The following is a 21019-nucleotide window of genomic DNA, read 5'->3' as shown; positions in this document are numbered from 1 at the left end:
GTGAGCGAAACGGAGCTGCGCGTCGCACAAAAACGCCAACCCGAACTACATGCAGCGTTATGTCTCAGCCTTCGCCGCAATCGCAGAACTCCACAGCGATCCGGGATTGGCGCGATCGGGATACAGTTCCAGCATCCGGTCATAAAGCTCGCGGGGGCTTTTGGTCGCGTCGTTCAATCGAATGAAGTCTCGGATATATTGGCGGGTTTCTTTCACATTCCTCGGACTATCATCGTTGCTGGGAATCTTGTGTCCGGCAACCACGGCCAACGGCTTCAGGGCTTCTATCTTGTCAAGCGCAGTAAGCCACTCTTGCCGAGTTTGCCTGTTGGATTCGTTGAGAAAGAGGTGAATGCCGTTATAGACGGCATCGCCGGCGACGACCAGTCCGATGGATGGGACATGAAGACATGTCGTATCGTCCGTATCCGTATGGCCGAGTCTTACAACGTCCAGCTTGTTTCCATCCAGATCAATCTCATTGCTCGCAAGCGGATCCGCGATCGAAATGACGTCTGGAATTTGATTGGGGAACAGCCTGCGCCAGCGACCATTCAATTTCTCCGGCGTACTCTGAAGCTTCATTCGTGCGACAATCTCTGGAGTCGCCAGTGCTTTCGCCTCCGGAAAGCGATCCTGCAGCACTTTGATTCCGAAAAAATGATCGCCATGGGCATGGGTGACGTAAATGGCTTTCAGCGTCTTTCCGCTCGCAACAATGGCGTCCGCCAAACCGTTGGTTTGCTCCACGGTGAGAAAAGTATCTACCAGCACCGCGTCCCGCTCTCCATGAATCAAAGTCGACGAATTCGCGACCCACTGCAGAGATTCCTTGCCGGCGGGCACATCGCGGTTCAGGCCATGGCGGGTGACCGTAAACACCTTGTACTTCAACGAGGCCCGCTCACCCTGCGGATTGGCCATGGCTGCTCCCGGCGTCATTGGAAGCATAGCCGAAGAAACCAGTTTCATCACCTCGCGCCGATTCATAAAAACCGCGTCTTGAAACGTATTCATACATGATGGTCATCATATATGAGAGCATCTGGCACGTTGCGCCTGGCGTCAAGACACTGCTCTGTGAAATGAACGAGCGGGGTTCACCGGGTGCATCCGATTGCCGGAGATCACGAAGCACATCACGGGATTGTATGATGACCGGCCTGCCCTCCGTCGACCTGAAGTGTCTCTCCGGACACAAATCCCGCTGACTCCAGGTACATGATCGCGCCCACGATGTCGGACACTTCTCCCATTCGACCATCGCCGCACCGATTCCCTGCGACGCTGCCGTTATGACCTCACTGCTTCCGTTGTGGTCATCGTTCCACCTATCCGTTGATGGTATTGCCGGACCACGTGAACTCGAAACAGCCGCGATGCTTCAGGCTGCACCACTGGTCAGAAGAGGCTCGTAATCCGGTCGTTTCAGCATGGTATGAAGCTGACGTCGACGGACACCCATATTGCCGCCGCCGAAGATCGGAAGAGCGAGCGCGTCCTGTAGCAGGCGTCCGAGCGGACCTTCGCGGTCGTAGCTGTCGACCCCGACGACGTGCATCAGATCGGCAATCACGCGAACGGCGGCCTCAGAGCCGCAGATCTTGGCTTGGATCGCCAGTTCATCGGCTGCCGGGAACCGCGTATCGACAGCGTGGCATGCGCGCCAACTCAAACATCGCGTCGCCTCGATCATCATCTTGGCGTCGGCCAGCGCGTACCCCACCGCCTGATGCTCGATAATCGGATGAACGCCGCCGCGCCGTTCGGTGCGCGCGAAGTGTAGTGCAAAGTCGAATGCCGCCCGCATAAGGGCAACGGCGAAGATTCCGACCAAGGCCGAGGCGCCGGTAAAGCTCGCTGCGGTCAGCGCGAGGCCGCGGCCTTCTTCCCCAAGCAGATTGTGTCGCGGCACGGAGACATCCACAAAACTAAACTCCGGCACCAAATGTGCCCGATGCCCCAGGGTGTCGATCGCTCGTTCGAAGACAATACCGGATGCGGGTCGTTCAACCACGATCACGGAAATAGCTCTTTCAGGCCGCGCATCGGGATCGGTCCGGCACACGACGGTCAAGATGTCCGCGCCTTGACGATCCCAGCCGGTCGCCGAGGAAACCCATTTCTTGCGGCCATTGATGATCCAGGCGTCGTTCTGGCGCCGGGCGACGGTGCGCACCCCCTCGCCTGGCGGCGGCGACCCGGCGTTCGCGCTACCGCCCGGTTCGCTGGAGCAGCATCCGGCCAACGGCGCGCCGTTCTTGCTCAAGAACGGACCGAGCATCCGGGCACGCTGCTCCGGCGAGCCCGCGAGCAGGATCGGAAATAGGCCGAGCACGGTCCCAACCATTGTGAGGGTGACGCTCGCATTCACGCAATAGAATTCTTCGGCTATGATGGCCATGTCGACGAGGCTGGCATTCTCGCCGCCCGCTGGAGCTAGAATGCAGTTTCGCAAATAGCCGGCCGCGACCATCGCTTCGTACATCGGCCGGGTCGCCAAGAATCGCTCCTCGGGGGTGGGGAGAAACTCAGCGCTCGCTGCAGTCGATAGTACATCTGCAGCGAACCGGCGGGATTCGAGTTGGAGACGGCGCTGCGATGGTGTCAGAGTAAAATCGATGGCCATTTGGCATTCCCAGGTCTTGATGACGGTGTGTCGTTCGCGACATGGGTATGCGATCGGACTCGGAAAATCTTGGATAGGAGCGCACCATTGATCGGTTTGTGGCGCACCGGGAGCGACGGCTGCAAAATGAATGATCGCCACCGCGCTGCAGACTTAGTCGCGGCTCACGGCCCTGATGCGGCGAAACTCGCTCGGTGTTGCGCCATTGCTGCGCTTGAATAGCCGATTGAAGTGCGAAATGTCCTGGAAGCCCGCCGCGAACGCGATTTCCGCTATCGTTCGATTATGACTGTGGTCGAGCAGATCGCGGGTGCAGGCGATAATCCGACGGCCGTTGACGTGCTCTGCGACCGAGCGGCCAGTGGTTGAAAACACCCTGTGCACGTAACGCACCGAGCAGCGGAATTTCCGCGCAAGGGTTGCCGCGGAAAGCTGCGGATCGCCGCTGTGACGATCGATATGGTCCAACATCATCGACAAGAGCACCGATCCCTTCGGCGTGGGCGGTGCTTCGGCAAGTACACCGGTCGCATGGGATATCAGATCAACAAGGTGCGCAGCACCAAGCTCGGCGAGCTTCGAATGAGTCTGCGCGTTGAGGCAAAGCTCGGAGTAGTCTGCAAGTGTGCGGGAAAGAGCGCGGCCAAGCGCGGTCGCTGACAGAGAGAGCCGCGGTCGGTCGGAAAAATGAGCAGGCAGCAGATGCCGTGGTACGGCAAAGCAAAATAGTTGAAAATCCCAGGCGTTTGCGATTTCAAATGGCTCGGTGGTGTCAACGAAAGCAAGATCTCCGGGGCCGCAGACCTGCTCGTGGCCGCGCTGCATGTAGCGACCAACGCCTTCGAGTTGAAGATTAACGAAGCACAAATCTTGGTCGCTGTTCGCAATATGCGAGCGCAACCGAAGAACCCTGTGTTTGCTCGCGATGACGCGGGAAATTCGGATCGGCGCAGCGTCGGTCCTGGATATCGCACCCCGAAACGGATGCTCGGTCAATTGGCGCGGCTCCAACCGAACAAAAGCGGCCGCGAGATCATCAGCCCAACTGCCGAAGGGTTGATCCGCTTGACACCGTTTTGCCGACCACTCCATACGGCCTCGCGACAAACGTCGTGATCTGACACTCACGCTAAGAGCATACGACAGTCGTTAGTCGGAACGGATCACATCTTTCGGAGGAGTTTGAGCGCGCGCCAAGCGAAGTCCCGAGTATCATCGGCCCCGCTGCAGTTGACCGAAGAACAAGGTCGCAACACCGACCGAGCAGAAGCCCCCACGACGGAATCATCATTAGCCCCGGAAACCAAGCATTACGACCAATCTTCCTTCGTCGTCTGGAGTGCTTCGTCGTCGAGGGCGAGCCAGCTCCGAAGCCAGCGGCCGGTCGATCTGACGCCATAGTCTGACTCGCGATCTCGACGGCTGCAGATTGCTTGGCGAGGACCAAACCAAATTCCGATGATGCATATCTTAAGGCAACCGTGCGCGACGACCCGTTGTCGCAACGCTGGCTCGCGAACCGCGATGAGCTCTTCCAGTTATCGTTGACCGTCTAGGAGATTTTGAGGAACATGGGAGGTTGCCATCTTATTGGCGCCGGTCCCCCCTTCGGTCGCCATCGTCGACATGCTCACCCACCGACCAGAACGAATCCGGGTGCACAGCCGTGCCATACGCGGCAACTCCAACAATCAAGCACGCACCAATGCGTGCCATCGCGAGGGAAAGAACGGCGGCGAATGAGTCCCACAAAGTCTCTTTCGCGGGTAGAGGACCCTCGATGTGCATTTGCCAATCCTGCGGACTGCTTTGCCAAGAGATATGGCGCTTTCGTATTACCGCTTCGTTCCGACATTGACGAAAGTGGTTACGACTGTAGCGCAACGGGCCTAGACCTCATGTCCTTGAGTAGAAGTTCGCCACATTGGGCAAGGCTCTATACGCCAGACAACCCGCCTTTCGGCGTTCTTATCGTTCGAATAGTAGATGGTGCACCGCGGGCCCCGGCAGAAACGGACTCGGCTCGCCACGGACCCATGCCTCGTGGCCAGCGAGAAAGAACGGCGACAACGGATGGCCACTCTGGCCGCCCGGCATCTGCAGAATGCCTGTCTCTTCATGACCTGGTGCGATGACCATGCGTTCGGATGCGCCGAATTCGGGCGCCTGTACCCGGGGCATGTTGACGTCTCCCGACAGTAAGTCGCGCGGTACGGCGAGCCACCTGGCGAGCCAGGGCATGAATTGCACGAAAGGATGAGCGATCGCTGCGCGGTTGGCGGCTCCCCATTGCGCGTCCCGAAGCTGCGCGCCATCTTTTGTCTCAGCGGCAACGGCCGCATCGATCCGACCGAGCAGGAATTCACGCCAGTCGCGCGTGCCTGACGGCACCCAAGCGTGCTGTTTTGCCAGCGCTTCCATCACGGCTTCGACGCGAGGACTCGCCGCACGGTAACTCGCCCCTGGATCCACCTGCCGAAGTTCGGCATCGAGGCCGCCGAACCAAGCGTCGTACATTGAGCGATAGAAGCTGCGCACGAGCGTGTAACCGACCGAATCGGCATCGGCACGCCCGTTCCATTGACCGACCAGCCGGCGCATTTCCGCGCGCTCGGGATGACCGACAAGTGCCGCATCGTCAAGCGCATCAAGCAGAAGCTGCCGCCATGAAGCGATCCACAGGGCACGGTCGTCGAGTTGGATCGCGAGCAGCGAGCGCTCGTCGAACTGGTCACCCATCAGGAGAGCGTCGCGGATCTGGCTGGCGCGTGCGCCCATATCGGCGTCCTTGCCACCGATCTTGTCCTGGTCGGCGCTGCTCAGTTGGCGGTTATTGGCGGACCAAAGAAGACCGAGCGGAGGATCGAGTAGGGCCGGATAGTCGTCCGGGACTAGATAGTCGGCCCACGTGCGATCGTCCCGGCCAGAGATCGGAAGCCCGTCGCCGGACCCCGAGCGCCGCGGCAGCGGACCGGCCAGCGTCCAACCGATGTGGCCATCTCTGTCGGCAACGATTATGTTCTGCGTTGGAATGCCGCTTGCCTGGCCGGTCTTCATTGCCGTTGCCGCGTTGTCTGTATCCTCCATGCGTAGCAGGTTGAGGTTCACAGCATTCGGATCCTGTGTGACCCAGTGAACCGCGTAGATCTTCTTTGCCACCTCGATCGCCGGCCCCCATCCCGTCTCGACGATCGGCAAGTCGACAGGTCGCGCGCCCTTCACCGCTATTCGCTCCACCTCCCGAGTGGCCCGCTCCGTGGCGCCGCCCGCCACGTGATAGGTAAGTGTCTGCATCGTATCATCGTCGAGACCAATTAGATCCAAGTAGTGTCCCGAGCTGTTGGTGAAGCCCCACGCGACGTGGCCGTTGCTGCCAACGATGATGGCCGGCGCGCCCGGCAGGCTGACGCCGGTGACTTGGCGCGGCTTCCCGGTCGCATCCGGATGGATTAGCGAAAGCCGGTACCAGATGTTCGGCAGCCGCAGGCCGAGATGCATATCGTCGGCCAGCAATGCCTCGCCCCGGCGGCTGCGGGGCCCCGCGACGGCCCAGCTGTTGCTTCCGAACGTCATGATGTCTTCGCGTTGAGCCGCCGACGGCCCGCGGTACCTTTGCCAGCTGGGTGCGGTAGCAGGCACGATGGGCATCTTCACCGTCGGACTCGCCGCCTGATCCAATGGCGCATCCCAATGGCTAACGTCGGGCAGCAGGAATGAGAAGACGTCATCGGACAAGCGCTGGCGCAACAGCTCGCGCGCCAGGATGGATTGCAGTTCGTGGTATTGTAGATCGAAATACATCGCGTAGACGACGAGGACCGAATCCTCCGGCCGCCAAGACACGGGCGTTACCCTCAGCACGAGGTACTCGAAGGGGCGAGCGAACAGCGCGTTCAAGCCGTCGTTGACCCCGCGCGTATAGAGATCGATAACGCGGCGCTCGTCCGGCGGAGCGGCGGCAAGCGCGGCGGCGGCCCGTTTTCGGAACTGGTACAGGCGGTGGCGGCGATCCAGCTCGAGCGCGGCCGGTCCAAACAGTTCCGCGAGTTCGCCCGCCGCCGTGCGGCGTAACAGATCCATTTGGAAGAAGCGATCCTGCGCGTGCAGAAAGCCAGTGGCATAAGCGAGGTCGCCACGATCGGCGCCGCGGATCGTGGGAACGCCCAGCGCGTCTCGATCGACCGCTACGTTGGCGGACAGCTCGCTCGCGTGAACGACACCATCGAGCTGCGGCAGACTTGCACGAAGCGTGATCCAGGCAGCGACGAATGCAGCCGCAGCCAGGACAACCGGGATCGGCGCGACGTCACGGCTACGCAAAGATCTCGTCTTCACTCTTTGTATCCGATCCTGCAGTCCCGCATACTGGGGCTAGCGGCCATTTACGTTGGGTCGCCGGGGCTGGCGTGGCGCGAGCCCGCCGGTCTGTAGTCCCTGCAACAGCGCAAGACATCAGATCAAAGCGGCACTGGACGTCCCATACTCCGTCACCAACGTTGTTTGGTAATCATGATCATCGACCGAATCGAGATGATCTTGGTTACGAGCGAAACAAACCTCGCATGTGCATGACAGCTAGATCATGGAGAATCAGACGACCACACGGCGTAACACCAAACTGCGTGCCATGATGGGCTTGTGGCGTGAGACGTCTTGCTGAAATATCGCGATATAGCCGCGAAGACACGGTTCATTTTCTTCCTGGCGACACCGACCACAGGGGCCACAATCGCAAATTGGGCTGAACTCCTGAGCCGCAATACACAATTCAACGACATGAAAATAATGAGGTCGTCTGATTATCTCGCGAACATCCAAAGGGATTGGATTGCCGCTGAGTTCGCGACGAAAATTCCGTCGTATTGTGCAAAAGCGCGACTTCCTATGGTTGGCTGAGCAAGATGGTTGTCGATCAGACGAGCGCTTCCAGTCTCTGCAACAAGCCGCCGCTTCTTGCCGTCGAAACCGATCATATCGGCATTGCAAAGCCAGCGGACCGACATGCCGTTCAATACCAAGCGTTCGCGACAGCGTTCCGCAATGAAGCAACTAGTAACAAATTGATGTTGGTCAATCGGGGCTACGCATACTTGAGCGACAAGCAGTGGGATCAGGCGTTAAAATATTTCGACGAAGCGACCCGTATCGACCCTGATTATGTCTCCGCTTTAAAAAACCGCGGAGCTGTTTATCTCGAAAGACAGGACTGGGAGCGGGCTATCAAAGACTACGATAGGGCGATTCAACTCGAACCATGTTATGCTGAGCATTTCTGTAATCGTGGCGTGGCCTATTTCGGCCGTTTGGATTATAATCAAGCTATTGCAGACTTCACCACGGCCATCCATCTCGATTTCTACGATAAGCCATTTGCTCTTTACGTCCGCGGCAGAGCCAAGCAGCGACAGGGAGACCTAGCTGGGGCGGAGGCGGACATGGCTGAGGCAAGACGGATCGATCCGAAAGTTGACCAGCGCGCAGTATGGTAAGGTCGGCGTCAGAGCGCGCGCTGAGCCACGGCCACAGGACGCGCCCGACGACTGGGCGCGTCCCAGGTACTAACGGGCCTGGTGGTCCAGCGACATCCGAGCCTGAACGCGAAGAAGCAACGCAAGGGGGTCATCGTGAGCGTTTCCGCGCGATTTCGATGTTACGTTCGCAACGATCCCGCTGCCTTGGCAACTCCCTTACCGGACAGGAGGATTGGTGTTGCTCCAGGTCGGCACCGCGTTTGTCACGCCAACCGAGGGCCAAGAATAGGAGCCCACTGAAGGGGCGGTGACAGTTCCGATCGATGTTCCGGATGTCCCATAGGTCCTGGGTTGCGGTGCCGACAATCCCTGGGTCCGATGGAATTGCACGGTCGAGACGTAGTGCCTGAGGTGCCTGGACTTCTTCGCTTCAGCGGAAAAAGGTGGAAGCGCCAGCCCTGCGGTCACGAACGCGGCAATCAATAACCTCGTTGTCATCATGGCGAATCCTTTCTCACGTAGCCGGTGGCCAACGCGCGTTCTTCACGACTTGATGTTATAGACCCGGTAGAGCACACGTAATGTTGTTGGAGCGTAACAATCTCAGCGGCTGAATGAAGCGAAGCGGCAAACGCGAACGCCCCGCGTGCCTCAACACCCCCGGCAGATCGATCCCTCCAGCATCTTTTGCAGTCGCGCATCTTCCTGATCGATTGCGGCATCGGTCCCGAGTGGCGGACCTTTCATGGCATGCCCGCCTGCGCCGGAGGACGGCAGCGCCGTGCCGAGTGAATTCGTTCCTGGCGTCGCGGCGCTTGTACCGAGTGCGCCACCACCCATCGACATGTGCGGTCGTATTGATCCCATGCCGCCGCGGGCAGAGGCGGCGGTAGCAGAGAGGACGAGACAAAGGGTGAAGCAAGAAAGGAACAACAGCCTCATGATTCATGCTCCAGGTCGTTCCAGTGATCTGGATTTGAATCTAGGCACTAAGCGCGCGTATGCCGCGCACATTCGCGAGAGCAATCATAACAGAGAAGGGAGGTTCCGAAGCAGATGACCCGACACGGCGCGACCGCCGCGGCCGCAAGGCGAGATCCGAACCTACACGCTGCCAGGACTCCGAGTTCTCGTCTATCGCCCCTTGCCGGACGCGATCGATGCCGCCGATGGTGCGCAGCCGCGGCTCGTGACGAACCCGCCGCCAATCGTCGCAGATGCTGTGCATCACTCCCGACAGGACCGCCAGAATCGGGACGACGAACGGCTAGACGCGCGATCCGTCGAGAACGCGCACGATCGCCTCATGCAGCACGTGGGCTCAGCCGAGCCCTGCCGGCAGCCCGCGACTCCATATTTTTTGGTAAGGCCTCCCATTTGAGCCAAGACGTTCAGCCGCACCAGATCGGTCTCGGACAGCCCTCGATCGCGGCCGGCGGCGGTGCGACCAGCCTGCGTCATCCCTCCTGCTACCAAGCAACAGCGGCTATGTCGCCTGCGCGAAAAATATCATCCGGAGCAGATGGGTGTAGTCGGACTCGAACACCATGATCGCGACGAATACCAGCAGCACCGTCGGCGGCAGCAGGATCGCGTAGGCCAAAGCGAGCCGTTCCCAGGCCATGTGCATGAAGACTGCGACGATCAGGCCAGCCTTCAACACCATGAACAGCAGGATCAGTGACCATCTGAGATGACCCTGGAGGCCGAAATAGTCGACAAGGTACGAGCAGGTGCTGAGGACGAACAACCATCCCCAGACCACGAGATAAAGCTTGATCGGATGCTGCTGGCCCTCTGCATGCGCGGCTCCTGATGCGACCGCATGATGCCCGTGATCCTGCAGCGAATGTTGCTGCGCTTCCGGATGTACCGCGATGTTTGTCATGCTGCGACCTCACCAGAGATAGAAAAGCGCAAAGATGAACACCCACACCAGATCGACGAAGTGCCAGTAGAGGCCGGTGATTTCGACGATCTCGTAATGCCCTTTCCGGCTGGTGAAAAAGCCGCGCCTTCCGACATCGAAGTCTCCCCGAAGAACCTTTCGCGCGATGGCGATCAGGAAGATCACGCCGATCGTCACGTGCGTGCCATGGAAGCCCGTGATCATGAAGAAGCTCGAACCAAACTGCGCCGCCCCCCATGGGTTGCCCCACGGCCGAACGCCTTCCATGATCAGCTTGGTCCATTCGAAGGCTTGCATTCCGACGAACGTAGCGCCAAATGCCGCCGTGACAAACATCAAGGCTGCAGTCTTCACGCGGTCGCGGCGATAGCCGAAGTTGACGGCCATCGCCATGGTGCCGCTGCTGCTGATCAGGATGAAGGTCATGATGGCGATGAGGATGAGCGGAATTTCTCTGCCCCCGATCCTGAGAGCGAAGACCTCGCTGGGATTGGGCCACGGCACGGTCGTGGACATTCGCGCCGTCATGTACGACAGCAGAAAACAACTGAAAATGAAGGTGTCGCTGAGGAGGAAGATCCACATCATGGCCTTCCCCCAGGACACGTTCTTGAAAGCGCGCTGATCCGAGGACCAATCGGCAGCGATGCCTCGCAAGCCTCCAGCCCGCGCCGGCGGTTCCAGGTTGTTTATCAGCGCCGTTTCTGCCATCTCGTCCTTGCCCTTTCGAGATCACGATCCGATTAGACGGAATCGGATCGTGACCTCATCTCTTGTTTGAGCATAATCTCCGCGCAAACGCCTTCGGCGTTTGTCGCGAGGGAAAACCGGTTTCCACTTTTCCGGATCATGCTCTAGCTCAGCAACTGGCGGCAAATCTCCACGACATTGTCTGTCCAGCCCGTCAGCAGGCCGAGCAGAACCAGCCAGACCAACAGCAGGAAGTGCCAGTAGATGGCGCAGAGCTCCACGCTGAGGCGCACCTGCGCCACCGGCGCGCCAAGCCACACCTTGGCCGTCGTCCTGCCGAGGGCGACCAGGCCGCCCATCAAATGCAACCCATGCACAGCAGTGATCAGGTAGAAGAACGAGTTGGCTGGATTGGACGCGAGGAAATACCCCGCAGCGCTCAGCTCGCGCCACGCCAGGAGCTGCCCAATCAGGAAAGTAATGGCGGCTGCGCCGCCTGCGCACAGGCCGAAGATGACGCCGCCAATGTCGTCCCGGCGCGCGGCCATGTATGTCCCTTGCAGCGCCACACTGCTCAGGACCAGCACGGCCGTGTTGAACCACAGCAGCCTCGGCATCGGCAGCGCCCGCCAGTCCGCCATGGTCATGCGCATCGAGTAAGCGCTGATGAAGAGTGCGAACAACGAACCGACGACCGCGAGAAACACGCCCAATCCGATCTTCGCGGCGGGGGGCGATGCAGTGCCTGCCTCGCGAAGATCGACCATCACGCCTTGCTCCAGCCATGGCTTGGCTGTCAGCCGCTGTTGCGAGAGCCACCACCCCGCGATAGCCGCCAATCCAGCCATGAACAGGATAATGGCGCTCACGGGTGGGCTCCCCGCGCCGACCATCCGGCCGGCGGCTCATTTTGCGGTACGAAATCCTGAGGCGCGCCGGGGACGCTGTAGTCGTAGGCCCAGCGATAGACGATCGGGAGCTCCTTGCCCCAGTTGCCGTGCGCCGGCGGCGTTTCGGGAGTTTGCCATTCCAGCGACGCGGCTCCCCAAGGATTGCCGCCTGCCTCTTTGCCCTTGAACAGGCTCCAAACCAGATTGAACAGGAACACGAGCTGGGCGAAGCCGACGATCAGGGCCGCCACGCTCATGAACGCATTGAGGTCATGCGCCGACGCCGGAACGAAGGCTGTTTCGCCGATGTCATGATAGCGGCGGGGCATGCCCAGCAGGCCCAGATAGTGCATGGGGAAGAAGATCGCATAGGCCCCGAGGAACGAGACCCAGAAGTGGAATCGTCCAAGCGCCTCATTGAGCATCCGTCCGGTGACTTTCGGATACCAATGATAGATGCCACCGAATACGGCCATGATTGGCGCAATACCCATCACCATGTGAAAATGGGCGACAACGAACATCGTGTCGGACAACGGAACGTCCACGACCACGTTGCCAAGAAACAGGCCGGTGAGGCCGCCGTTCACGAAGGTGATGATGAACGCCAGCGCGAACAACATCGGGATGGTGAGATGAATGTCACCACGCCAAAGGGTTAGCACCCAGTTGTAGACCTTGATCGCGGTCGGGATGGCGATGATGAGCGTGGTCGTGGCGAAGAAGAACCCGAAATACGGGTTCATGCCGCTCACATACATGTGGTGCGCCCACACCACGAAGCTGAGGGCACCGATCCCCACGATGGCCCACACCATCATGCGATAGCCGAAGATGTTCTTTCGGGCGTGGACGCTGATCAGATCGGAAATGATGCCGAAGGCCGGTAAGGCAACGATGTAGACTTCGGGATGGCCGAAAAACCAGAATAGGTGCTGGAACAGGATCGGGCTGCCGCCGCTATACTGCTTCAGCTCGCCCATCTCGACCAGCGTCGGCATGAAGAAGCTGGTTTCCAAAAGACGGTCCAGCAGCAGCATGACCGAGGCGACGAACAGCGCCGGGAAGGCCAGCAGCGCCATGACGGTGGCCGTGAAGATCCCCCACACCGTCAAAGGCATGCGCATCAGCGTCATGCCGCGCGTGCGACCCTGCAGCACCGTCACCACGTAGTTCAGGCCGCCCATCGTGAAGCCGATGATAAAGAGGATCAGGGAAGCCAGCATGAGAATGATACCCCAATCCTGCCCGGGGGTACCGGAAAGAATCGCCTGTGGCGGGTACAGCGTCCAGCCGGCGCCGGTGGGACCGCCGGGCATGAAGAAGGTCGAGACCAGCACCAGGACGGCGAGCAGGTAGATCCAGTAGCTCAGCATGTTCACATAGGGGAACACCATGTCGCGGGCGCCGACCATCAGCGGGATCAGGTAGTTGCCGAAACCTCCCAGAAACAGCGCGGTGAGAAGATAGACCACCATGATCATGCCGTGCATGGTGATGAACTGAAGATACTGGTTCGCATCGATGAATGAAAACGTGCCGGGGAATCCGAGTTGCAGCCGCATCAGCCAGGACAGCACCAGCGCGACCATTCCGATCGCCATCGCCGTGATCGAGTACTGCACAGCGATAACCTTGGCGTCCTGAGAAAAGACGTACCTCGTCCACCAGCTTCGCGGATGATAAAGCTCGACCTCACCCACTTCAGCAGGTGGGATGCCTGCGACGGTGTCCAACGGGATATCGACCATGGGAATAACCTCCTTGGTCCTCTCTTTGGCAAAGAGTCCGCCTGACGATGTCAGGCGTCTCCTCGTCGATCTTCACTCGCTCTCAGTTTTATAAGCGGCTTTCGCGACGTTGCCCCGCCCCGACAACTCGGCGAACGTCCGCTGCTTCTCAAGCCAGGCGTGATAGTCTTTCTCTTCCTCGACGATGACCTTGCTCCGCATTTGCGCATGCGCAACCCCGCAAAGCTCAGCACAGAGCACATCGAACGTTCCGGCGCGCGTGGGCGTGAACCAGTAATAGGTCACTGAGCCCGGTATCATGTCCATCTTTGCGCGGAACTCGGGCACATAGAAATCATGCAGGACGTCGATCGAGCGAAGCAGCACCTTCACCGGTTTCCCGACCGGAAGGTGCAAGTCATCGTTTTGAACGACAATGTCGTCTTGTCCGTTTGGATCGTCAGGACGCAATCCCATCGGATTTTCGGGGCTGATGAGGCGAGCATCCGATGTCCCGAGCCGACCGTCCTTGCCGGGCAGCCGATAGCTCCATTGCCACTGCTGTCCCATGACCTCGATTTCGGTCGCACCGGCCGGGACGGTGACAAACTGGTGCCAGACAACGAGCCCGGGTGCCAGCATGGCGGCGACGCCGACCGCTGTCGCGACGGTGAGCCAGGATTCGAGCTTCTTGTTTTCGGGATTGTATTCGGCCCTCTGTCCCTCCTTGTGACGAAAGCGGAACACACAATAGGCCGTGAACAAGACGACCGCGGAGAACACCGCTCCGGTGATCCAGAACGTCAGGGTGATGGTGTCGTCGATGTAGCCCCAGTTTGAGGCAAGCGGCGTCCACCACCACGGGCTCAAGAGGTGAAACAGCACCGAGGCAACTGCAATCAGCAGCAATATGATTGCGACAGCCATTCCCGATCCTCCTTGCCATTCGAGGCTAGGGGATGAACGACGGGCGGAGCTCATGTTGGAGCGATGGCGTGTCATTCACCATCGCAGCGCTTTTGCCTCGCCCATTCTGTCGGTCGCGACCTTCGAACGAGACAAAGATCAAACGCCGGGACCGCAATCTAACCGCATTCTCTTCACAGCTGGGGGCATTCAGTTGTTTGATGATGATATCCGCCGCGCCCGGCGTCAATAGAGTCGATATGGAACCGTGCTTCCCGGCGCGGGCGGCCCGAACGTATAGCCTGCAGGAGAACGCCCATCGCGCGTCGATCATTCGACGACGCGACGCAGCAATCGATTGTGCGGATGCACAAATACTCTCGATCGCAAGTGTCAGCTTTGCTTCTGCCGGGCATCGCGCTAACCTTTCTTTACCGGTCGCGACAGCGTCGCCCGACAAAGCTTCTTCTCGTTGACCTGGTTTGCCGGGCTCGATCGCGATTTTCGCGCACGAGACGGATGCGCGTATTCTCGCGAGCGCTCCGTTCCCTGCAACCATCGGCAAGGAGGCCGGAGCCATGGCCACGGTATTCGCAAGACCGAAACTGCAGTTCTTTGGCGTCTCTACCACCTACGTCGTTCGCAAGATCACCCTCTCCGATCTTGGCGACGCGTTGCGCCTGGGCTGGGAAGACTTCAAGGCCGTTCCGACGCACGCCATCGTCCTGTGCGTGATCTATCCCGTGCTCGGACTTGTCCTGTTCCGACTGGTCCTTGGCCACTCGGTGCTGCCGTTGCTCTTTCCGCTTGCCGCCGGTTTCACCCTGGTCGGCCCGTTCGCCGCCCTTGGCCTCTACGAGCTGAGCCGCCGTCGTGAGCGCGGCGAAGAAGCCGCCGCCTGGGATGCAATGCGCGTACTGCGCGCACCGTCCTTTGGCGCCATCTTCGAGCTTGGCGTCCTCCTTCTCGTTCTGTTCGGCGTCTGGATCGTCGCCGCGGACGCGATCTACATCTCGATCTTCGGCTATGCTCCGGCCGCGAGCATCCCTGATTTCGCGCAGCGCATACTGACGACATCTCAAGGCTGGTCGCTCATCATCATAGGCTGCGGCGTCGGCTTGCTGTTTGCCGTGGTCGCCCTGTGCGTCAGCGTCGTCTCGTTTCCGCTGATGCTCGACCGGCACGCGACCGCCATCGACGCGATCCGCACCTCGATGCAGGCCGTGATGATCAATCCCATCGAGATGGGTGCGTGGGGGCTGATCGTTGCCGCATTGCTGGCAGTGGGTTCACTGCCGTTCTTCGTCGGTCTCGCCGTCGTTCTGCCGGTGCTCGGTCATGCCACGTGGCATCTTTATCGGAAGGTCATCAGACCTGACCCGAATCCCGCGGAAGAACAGCCCGGCCCACCGATAGGTCACCGCTATGCGGCGGATTTCCCGGTCTCACTGTTCCCGTGGAGCCGCGAGCGCTAGTTTGGTGATCATTCGCCGCGGCGACGGTTGCCCGCATCTTGGGCGGGATCGAATTATGCTGACCAAGAGCACACTTGTTTCGATCTGAAGCCGGCCATCTTGGCGCCTCCAAGATGGTTGGCTCGTCGTCGCGCGTCGCTACGACCGTTATCCCACATCAGTGCCGCTGATGGTGCGAGGGTCGCCGCTGCGCCCCAGCCGGCCGCAGCCCGGCTCCGGGCTCGTCCAATCCCTCCATTACACCGCCACCCTTATCCGCTCGCGCGGCCTTGATGAGCAGCTTGATCTCGTGGGCCGTGATGGACATCGCCCGCCCGTGCAGCTGCCGTATCTCCTCATCGGTCGCGGCGATGATGTCCTCGCTCAGGGCTTCGAGCAGGCGGACGAGCTCGAGGCGTGGGTGCCAGCGTGTCATGGCGCACTCCAGTGTCGTTGATAGCGCAGCAGCCTGCGTCGCATTCGCCGCCGCGCGGTGTCATAGTCGAGCGCGGAGATGTTGTAGGCCCCGCAGATGTCCTTGGCCTTAAGCCCGTTGGCCATGCCGTCGATGATCTTCAACGCGACGGGATCGCCCGCAAACAGCCGGAACACCTCGGCCAGCCCTGCGACCGCGACAGCCACCCGCTCAGGATCTGCCAATTCATCGACCGGCTCGGCTGCCGGGCCACCCTGGCTATGGTCGTCGCGGCTGACGAGCAGCCTCTGCTCGTGACGAACCCGCCGCCAATAGTCGTCGCAGATGCTGCGCATCACCCCCGACAGGAACGCCAGGATTGGAACGCCGAGCGGCCAGACGCGTGATCCGTCGAGAACGCGCACAATGGCCTCATGCAGCACGTCGACCCAGCTGAGCCCTGCCGGCAGCCCGCGGCTCCACAATTGCGCCAAGGCCTTCAGCCGCACCAGATCGGTCTCGGACAGCGCCTGGATCGCCGAGGCGGCGTCGGCCGCGGTGCGCCCCACCGCGGCGGCAGCTCCAGACATATCCGTCGATCGTTCCATGACCTCTAGTATGCGGCTCAGTCGGCATCGCGCGGACAGCGTCTCGAAAAATATTTCGACCTGTCCGCAACCGTTGATTTGCGGCCGCATCAACTCCATCAGCAACTGGAGAGAGAGCCATGGACGACATTTCGGCGGCGCGCCGCTGGTATGCCGAAGATCTGCGCCGCAAGACGCCGGTGCTACGCAACCTGCATGTGATCGACGCCTTCGCCGCTGTCCCGCGCGAGCCGTTCGTCGGTCCCGGGCCCTGGCGTATCATCCCGCAGCCTTATCAGGAGCCGTTCCTGACCCCGGACAGCGACCCGCTCTGGCTCTATCACGACGTTCTGGTCTCGATCGACGCGAGCCGCAATCTCAACAATGGCATGCCCAGCTTCTGGGCGCGCAATTTCGAGCAGATGGACATCGCGCGCGGCACGCGCGTGCTGCAGGTCGGCGCCGGCACCGGCTATTACTCGGCGGTGCTCGCCGAGATGGTCGGGCCTGGCGGTCACGTCACGGCGGTCGAGATCGATCCGATGCTGGCGGTGCAGGCCAAGGCCAATCTTGCGCTCTGGCCACAGGTCGAGTTCGTTTCCGGCGATGGCCGCGCGATCGATGCCGGCGCATTCAATGCCGTGATCGTCTTCGCTGGCTGCACCCACCCGGCACCGCAATGGCTCGATGGGCTGGTCGAAGGCGGACGCCTGCTGATGCCACTGACCACGGACTCCTGGTCGGGCTTTCTGCTGAGAGTGATCCGGCGGGGCACATGCTTTGCGGCGTCATCGATCGGTGGCGTCAGCATCTATCCCTGCGTCGACGGACGCGACCAGGAGGGAGCCGAACGGTTGAAGGCCGCGCTCGCTGGCATCGGGTCAGGCAAGGTCCCGATCCGCGCATTGCACCTGGGCGATCCACCACCCGCCGACGCCGAAAGAGTCTGGTATCACGGGCCGGGGTTTTGGCTGGAGCGCGAGGCAGCGGTGGCGGACGCGGCGTGTGGCCCGTGATCGACGCGTTGTGCGCAATGCGCTCGTGAGACATGGCTCCGGCACAATCGCGTTGGAGGATGATGGAATTTCCTGCGTCCACATGTTGCGAAGCGTGCAACTGCATGTCCTTACGCCCGCGCCTTCCGCAGCGCCTCCTCCAGCCGCTCCTTCTCCCGTCGCCAGCGCTCGGCCTCGGCGTCCGCGCGTTCGTCGATGGCCGCGCGCTCGGCGTCGATCGCCCCTGCTCTCGCCTCGTGCTCGCGCCGTGCCTTGTCAAGCGCAGCTTCCGCTTTCGCGACCGCCGCCTCGCGGCGGGCACGCAGCTTGGCCAGGGCGGCCTCCTCCTTGCGGCGCGTAGCGTCGCGCTGCTTTTGCGCCCACGCGAATGCCAGTGCAGCCTTGCTATCAGCCGCCTCGTCAGTTGTCCGCGACGATGGTCGTTGAGATGCGCGGTGAGATTTCCGCGGCCGGCCAGGCTCCGGGCCGGGCAAAGTCGTCGGCAGGCCGGCATGCTCCGCGAAGGGTTCGTTGCTGCCGACGGGCCGCCTGAGCACGATGCCGGGCTGTGCCATCGTTGCAGCAACGATGCCGGGATCGTCGGTTTCACGGGCGGCGCCCTGATGGAAGAGATTGCTGCTGGCGCCCCACGCCTCCAAGGCAGCCTTCATGGACGGCGCGGCGACCGCCAGATCGAAGAAGCCGAGCGAGGTTTGAAAGGTCTTGAGTTTTCGTGCAGGTTTTCCTGCGGGTCTGCTTGCAGGTTTCTTTGGCATGCCGCCCGTGCGGAGTGAGTTGGCGGGTACTTATAACACGGACACGCGAGGCCGCCGGGCGAGTGGCTCTCGCCGATGCCAACTGAGCTCAACAAGGCGCGAGGAAAGCCCCGGATGGCAGAGGCTCTCCCGCGCTGCACGAAGCTCTCTTGGACGTTTACTTGGACATGCCTTTAGACATGCTGCCGGCCTGGTTGGTTCCCGGGCCGACATTGCCCTGGCTCGACGGATTCGCACTGCTGCCGGAGCGCGTGTTGGCGCCCGTCGTCGTCTCAGACGAGGTCGACGAATGATGCTTGGTCTTGTGCTTCGCCTCAGCGGCGAACGGCGCCGCGGCAAGGGTGGTGGCAACGAACACGGCAATTGCGAGCTGGGTCTTCTTCATGGACGGAACTCCATTCCGGTTGAACTCACGCAGGCCAACCCGCCCGCGGGGCGAGAGTTCCCGGCGGGCCGATTAAGCCTTGTTGAGCTCCTGTTGAAGACGCAGCCTTTGCGTTGCGATGCATTCAGCTTCAGGCCGACGCTGGTACGGACGCTGGCTCCGGCTCTGTCTTCGGGAACGGCCTGAATGTCATCGCGATCAGGAACGCGCCGAGCCCCATCAGCCAGGAACCGATATAGAGCCAAGCGTAGCTGGCAAAGGTGTCGTAGATCAGCCCACCGGCCAGCGGCCCCGTCGCCATGCCGAGGCTGCCGGCCATCGCGGTTCCGCCGATGACCGTGCCCATCATGCGCAGCGGAAAGTTCTCCCGCGCAATCGCCGCGTAGAGCGGCATGGTGCCGGCATAGATGAAGCCAAACACCGCGGCGACGGAATAGAACGCTGCGAGCTCGCGCACGAAGACATAGGCCAGCGCGCCGAACGCCTGTGCGAGCAGGCCGAGCACCAGCACGCGCTTGGCGCCGAAGCGGTCGCCGAGCAGGCCGAACGCGATCCGGCCGCCCATACCTGCCAGCCCCTCGACGCTGTAGATCGTCACCGCCGCGATCAGCGGAATACCGCAACTCACCGCGTAGCTCACGGTGTGAATGATCGGGCCCGAATGCGTGGCGCAGCAGAAGAAGTTGGTGGCGAGCAGGATCATGAACTGCGGCGAGCGCACCGCCTGGGACAGCGTCATCTCGGATTGCGTGGCGTCAGGCCCGGACGAGGCGGCTGCGGCGCGCTCCGCCGCCGGCGCACGGCGCACCAGGAGCGACACCGGGATCATAATGGCGGCGACCACGGCGGCAATGATCTGCATCGAGGTCCGCCAGTCGTGGTGCGAGACCAGCCAGGCTGCGAGCGGCGACATCGTCATCGGCGCCATGCCCATGCCGGCCGAAACCAGCGAGACGGCAAGGCTGCGATGGGTCTCGAACCAGCCGGTGACGGTCGCCATCATCGGCGCGAAGATCGCCGCCGTCGCGCCGCCGACCATGAGGCCGAACAGCAATTGAAACGTGATCAGCGAGGACGCCAGGCTGGCCAGCGCCAGGCTCGCCGCGAGCAGGACCGAGCCGGTCAGCACCACCGGAAGCGGCCCGATGCGGTCGGAGAGCGTGCCCCACGCCATGCTGGTGAACGCCATGGCCAGGAAGCCGATCGTCATCGCGCTCGACACTCCGGCGACCGACCAGCCGGTATCGGCGGCGATCGGCTTGAGGAACACCGGGAGCGAGAACATGCCCCCGATCGCGACGCAGCCCAACAGGCCGCCGGCCGCGACGATCACCCAGCGATAACGCGATGTGCTCATTCTTCGTCTCCGTTCCCATACCCGTATGGCTGGAAGACGAACCGGAGGCGGCCGCGACGACACGGCCGCTCAGTTTTTTCGTCGCGGGTTCCGGAGAAGCCGTCGCGAAGGCGTGTCGGAACGCGCGTTCAGGCCGGCGTCATCCCGTGCTGGCGCTTGGTCTCCGCGGTCTCCTCCGAGGCGAGAAAAGCGATGAAGGCACGCGCGGCGTCCGGCTGCGTCGCCGCCTTGCAGAGGCCCGCGGCGAACACCGTGCCGGGCTGCAGCGACGCCGGCAGCAGGCCGACCACGTCGATTCCCGGCGCGCCCATCATCTCGCTGAGCTGCTGAAAGCCGAGCTCGACCTCACCATCGGCAAGCAGTTTGGCCACGGGGATGCCGGGCTTGGCCTGCACGATGCGGTCCTTGACCGCGTCTTCGAGGCCCCAGTCGCGCGCGAGCTTCAGCACATGGGTGCCGCTCGGGCCGGTGGAGATGCCGATACTGCGGGCGCTCGCCATCGCGGCGCGCACGCCGGCCTCGTCGAGCTCCGGCCGCGGCTGGCCGGCGCGCACCGCCAGCGCCATCGGCGACTCCGCCATGTTGACGATGCTGCCGGCCACCAGGAAGCCGTCGGCTTCGAGCTTCGCCAGCGCGTCGGAGGCGAGCACGGCGACATCGAACGCTTCGCCGGCACGGATGCGCTTGGCGGCATCGACGCCGCCGACGGATTCGATTGCGACCGTCTCGCCGGTCGCCTCTTCATGGGCAGCCGCAAGCTCGGCCAGGATCTGCCGCGTCGCCATGGAGGAAATGCCGGTCACGCTCATCGATCACTCCGTTGAA

19 protein-coding genes and 1 pseudogene are annotated in these 21019 nt (G+C 61.5%); 3 read left to right on the top strand and 17 right to left on the bottom strand.

What is annotated here, in order from left to right; genetic code table 11:
- Positions 1 to 57: 57 nt before the first annotated feature.
- The 5 genes and pseudogenes from ACQR1W_RS07085 to ACQR1W_RS07065 all read right to left on the bottom strand — a co-directional run bounded on the left by ACQR1W_RS07085 (position 58) and on the right by ACQR1W_RS07065 (position 6964).
- Positions 58 to 1017 carry an MBL fold metallo-hydrolase gene (locus ACQR1W_RS07085; protein WP_434850108.1) on the bottom strand — a complete coding sequence of 320 codons (960 nt, stop codon included), beginning with the start codon at positions 1015 to 1017 and terminating at the stop codon, positions 58 to 60.
- 122 nt (positions 1018 to 1139) lie between these two features.
- Positions 1140 to 1262: pseudogene (locus ACQR1W_RS07080) on the bottom strand (3-oxoacyl-ACP reductase); the annotation flags it as partial.
- Positions 1263 to 1384: 122 nt separating this feature from the next.
- Complete coding sequence (locus ACQR1W_RS07075; RefSeq protein ID WP_434850107.1) at positions 1385 to 2629, bottom strand: acyl-CoA dehydrogenase family protein; 1245 nt, start codon at positions 2627 to 2629, stop codon at positions 1385 to 1387.
- 153 nt (positions 2630 to 2782) lie between these two features.
- Positions 2783 to 3721, bottom strand: coding sequence for a helix-turn-helix domain-containing protein (locus tag ACQR1W_RS07070; RefSeq protein WP_434850106.1), 939 nt, complete (start codon positions 3719 to 3721; stop codon positions 2783 to 2785).
- An 876-nt stretch (positions 3722 to 4597) separates the two neighbouring features.
- Complete coding sequence (locus tag ACQR1W_RS07065) at positions 4598 to 6964, bottom strand: penicillin acylase family protein (RefSeq protein WP_434850105.1); 2367 nt, start codon at positions 6962 to 6964, stop codon at positions 4598 to 4600.
- 566 nt (positions 6965 to 7530) lie between these two features.
- Here ACQR1W_RS07065 and ACQR1W_RS07060 point away from each other — a divergent pair.
- A complete protein-coding gene (locus ACQR1W_RS07060; protein ID WP_434850104.1) occupies positions 7531 to 8118 on the top strand; it encodes a tetratricopeptide repeat protein in 588 nt (195 codons plus the stop codon).
- 198 nt (positions 8119 to 8316) lie between these two features.
- On the opposite strand, the gene ACQR1W_RS07055 is transcribed toward ACQR1W_RS07060, so the two are convergent.
- The 6 genes from ACQR1W_RS07055 to coxB all read right to left on the bottom strand — a co-directional run bounded on the left by ACQR1W_RS07055 (position 8317) and on the right by coxB (position 14246).
- Entirely contained in the window at positions 8317 to 8601 is a 285-nt protein-coding gene (locus tag ACQR1W_RS07055; RefSeq protein ID WP_434850103.1) for a hypothetical protein, read from the bottom strand.
- A 985-nt stretch (positions 8602 to 9586) separates the two neighbouring features.
- Positions 9587 to 9988 (bottom strand): cytochrome C oxidase subunit IV family protein, encoded by a 402-nt coding sequence (locus ACQR1W_RS07050; protein ID WP_008967683.1) that lies wholly within the window; start codon positions 9986 to 9988, stop codon positions 9587 to 9589.
- A gap of 9 nt (positions 9989 to 9997) precedes the next feature.
- Positions 9998 to 10720 (bottom strand): heme-copper oxidase subunit III family protein, encoded by a 723-nt coding sequence (locus ACQR1W_RS07045; RefSeq protein WP_434850102.1) that lies wholly within the window; start codon positions 10718 to 10720, stop codon positions 9998 to 10000.
- A 143-nt stretch (positions 10721 to 10863) separates the two neighbouring features.
- The gene (locus ACQR1W_RS07040; RefSeq protein ID WP_434850101.1) at positions 10864 to 11568 is read right to left on the bottom strand and encodes a cytochrome c oxidase subunit 3; all 705 of its coding nucleotides are present in this window, start codon (positions 11566 to 11568) and stop codon (positions 10864 to 10866) included.
- Positions 11565 to 13340 (bottom strand): cytochrome c oxidase subunit I, encoded by a 1776-nt coding sequence (gene ctaD / locus ACQR1W_RS07035; RefSeq protein WP_008967680.1) that lies wholly within the window; start codon positions 13338 to 13340, stop codon positions 11565 to 11567. The genes ACQR1W_RS07040 and ctaD overlap by 4 nt, the downstream gene beginning before the upstream one ends.
- Before the next feature lie 72 nt (positions 13341 to 13412).
- Positions 13413 to 14246 (bottom strand): cytochrome c oxidase subunit II, encoded by an 834-nt coding sequence (gene coxB / locus ACQR1W_RS07030; protein WP_008967679.1) that lies wholly within the window; start codon positions 14244 to 14246, stop codon positions 13413 to 13415.
- 557 nt (positions 14247 to 14803) lie between these two features.
- Between coxB and ACQR1W_RS07025 the strand changes: the two genes are divergently transcribed.
- Positions 14804 to 15700, top strand: a complete 897-nt coding sequence (locus tag ACQR1W_RS07025; RefSeq protein ID WP_434850450.1) for a DUF2189 domain-containing protein — start codon at positions 14804 to 14806, stop codon at positions 15698 to 15700.
- A 157-nt stretch (positions 15701 to 15857) separates the two neighbouring features.
- Here ACQR1W_RS07025 and ACQR1W_RS07020 read toward each other — a convergent pair whose 3' ends face one another.
- A complete protein-coding gene (locus ACQR1W_RS07020; protein WP_434850100.1) occupies positions 15858 to 16115 on the bottom strand; it encodes a hypothetical protein in 258 nt (85 codons plus the stop codon).
- Positions 16112 to 16684, bottom strand: coding sequence for a sigma-70 family RNA polymerase sigma factor (locus ACQR1W_RS07015; RefSeq protein ID WP_434850099.1), 573 nt, complete (start codon positions 16682 to 16684; stop codon positions 16112 to 16114). Before ACQR1W_RS07015 ends, ACQR1W_RS07020 begins: the two co-directional genes overlap by 4 nt.
- 137 nt (positions 16685 to 16821) lie before the next feature.
- On the opposite strand from ACQR1W_RS07015, the gene ACQR1W_RS07010 reads away from it, so the two are divergent.
- Entirely contained in the window at positions 16822 to 17697 is an 876-nt protein-coding gene (locus ACQR1W_RS07010) for a protein-L-isoaspartate O-methyltransferase family protein (RefSeq protein ID WP_434850098.1), read from the top strand.
- Positions 17698 to 17807: 110 nt separating this feature from the next.
- On the opposite strand, the gene ACQR1W_RS07005 is transcribed toward ACQR1W_RS07010, so the two are convergent.
- The 4 genes from ACQR1W_RS07005 to ACQR1W_RS06990 form a co-directional block, all read right to left on the bottom strand.
- Complete coding sequence (locus ACQR1W_RS07005) at positions 17808 to 18452, bottom strand: cell envelope biogenesis protein TolA (RefSeq protein WP_434850097.1); 645 nt, start codon at positions 18450 to 18452, stop codon at positions 17808 to 17810.
- A 157-nt stretch (positions 18453 to 18609) separates the two neighbouring features.
- On the bottom strand, positions 18610 to 18837 hold the full coding sequence (locus ACQR1W_RS07000; RefSeq protein WP_434850096.1) for a hypothetical protein: 228 nt from the start codon (positions 18835 to 18837) through the stop codon (positions 18610 to 18612).
- 130 nt (positions 18838 to 18967) lie between these two features.
- Positions 18968 to 20194, bottom strand: coding sequence for an MFS transporter (locus tag ACQR1W_RS06995; RefSeq protein WP_434850095.1), 1227 nt, complete (start codon positions 20192 to 20194; stop codon positions 18968 to 18970).
- Positions 20195 to 20322: 128 nt separating this feature from the next.
- The gene (locus tag ACQR1W_RS06990) at positions 20323 to 21003 is read right to left on the bottom strand and encodes a substrate-binding domain-containing protein (RefSeq protein ID WP_434850094.1); all 681 of its coding nucleotides are present in this window, start codon (positions 21001 to 21003) and stop codon (positions 20323 to 20325) included.
- Positions 21004 to 21019: the final 16 nt, after the last annotated feature.

This window comes from Bradyrhizobium sp. HKCCYLS1011, assembly GCF_051167795.1.
In the GTDB taxonomy this organism is placed as follows: Bacteria; Pseudomonadota; Alphaproteobacteria; order Rhizobiales; family Xanthobacteraceae; genus Bradyrhizobium.
Note: the sequence above shows the minus strand (reverse complement) of the source record. Positions and strands in the feature narration are given on the sequence as shown.

Excerpts from the sequence above, each read along its gene's own strand:
- ACQR1W_RS07010 (WP_434850098.1), top strand. The coding sequence starts at position 16,822 with ATGGACGACATTTCGGCGGCGCGCCGCTGGTATGCCGAAGATCTGCGC.
- ACQR1W_RS07075 (WP_434850107.1), bottom strand. The coding sequence starts at position 2,629 with ATGGCCATCGATTTTACTCTGACACCATCGCAGCGCCGTCTCCAACTC.
- ctaD (WP_008967680.1), bottom strand. The coding sequence starts at position 13,340 with ATGGTCGATATCCCGTTGGACACCGTCGCAGGCATCCCACCTGCTGAA.
- ACQR1W_RS07025 (WP_434850450.1), top strand. The coding sequence starts at position 14,804 with ATGGCCACGGTATTCGCAAGACCGAAACTGCAGTTCTTTGGCGTCTCT.
- ACQR1W_RS07060 (WP_434850104.1), top strand. The coding sequence starts at position 7,531 with ATGGTTGTCGATCAGACGAGCGCTTCCAGTCTCTGCAACAAGCCGCCG.
- ACQR1W_RS07000 (WP_434850096.1), bottom strand. The coding sequence starts at position 18,837 with ATGAAGAAGACCCAGCTCGCAATTGCCGTGTTCGTTGCCACCACCCTT.
- ACQR1W_RS06990 (WP_434850094.1), bottom strand. The coding sequence starts at position 21,003 with ATGAGCGTGACCGGCATTTCCTCCATGGCGACGCGGCAGATCCTGGCC.
- ACQR1W_RS07045 (WP_434850102.1), bottom strand. The coding sequence starts at position 10,720 with ATGGCAGAAACGGCGCTGATAAACAACCTGGAACCGCCGGCGCGGGCT.
- ACQR1W_RS07070 (WP_434850106.1), bottom strand. The coding sequence starts at position 3,721 with ATGGAGTGGTCGGCAAAACGGTGTCAAGCGGATCAACCCTTCGGCAGT.
- coxB (WP_008967679.1), bottom strand. The coding sequence starts at position 14,246 with ATGGCTGTCGCAATCATATTGCTGCTGATTGCAGTTGCCTCGGTGCTG.
- ACQR1W_RS07085 (WP_434850108.1), bottom strand. The coding sequence starts at position 1,017 with ATGAATACGTTTCAAGACGCGGTTTTTATGAATCGGCGCGAGGTGATG.
- ACQR1W_RS07005 (WP_434850097.1), bottom strand. The coding sequence starts at position 18,452 with ATGCCAAAGAAACCTGCAAGCAGACCCGCAGGAAAACCTGCACGAAAA.
- ACQR1W_RS07020 (WP_434850100.1), bottom strand. The coding sequence starts at position 16,115 with ATGACACGCTGGCACCCACGCCTCGAGCTCGTCCGCCTGCTCGAAGCC.
- ACQR1W_RS07055 (WP_434850103.1), bottom strand. The coding sequence starts at position 8,601 with ATGATGACAACGAGGTTATTGATTGCCGCGTTCGTGACCGCAGGGCTG.
- ACQR1W_RS06995 (WP_434850095.1), bottom strand. The coding sequence starts at position 20,194 with ATGAGCACATCGCGTTATCGCTGGGTGATCGTCGCGGCCGGCGGCCTG.
- ACQR1W_RS07015 (WP_434850099.1), bottom strand. The coding sequence starts at position 16,684 with ATGTCTGGAGCTGCCGCCGCGGTGGGGCGCACCGCGGCCGACGCCGCC.
- ACQR1W_RS07050 (WP_008967683.1), bottom strand. The coding sequence starts at position 9,988 with ATGACAAACATCGCGGTACATCCGGAAGCGCAGCAACATTCGCTGCAG.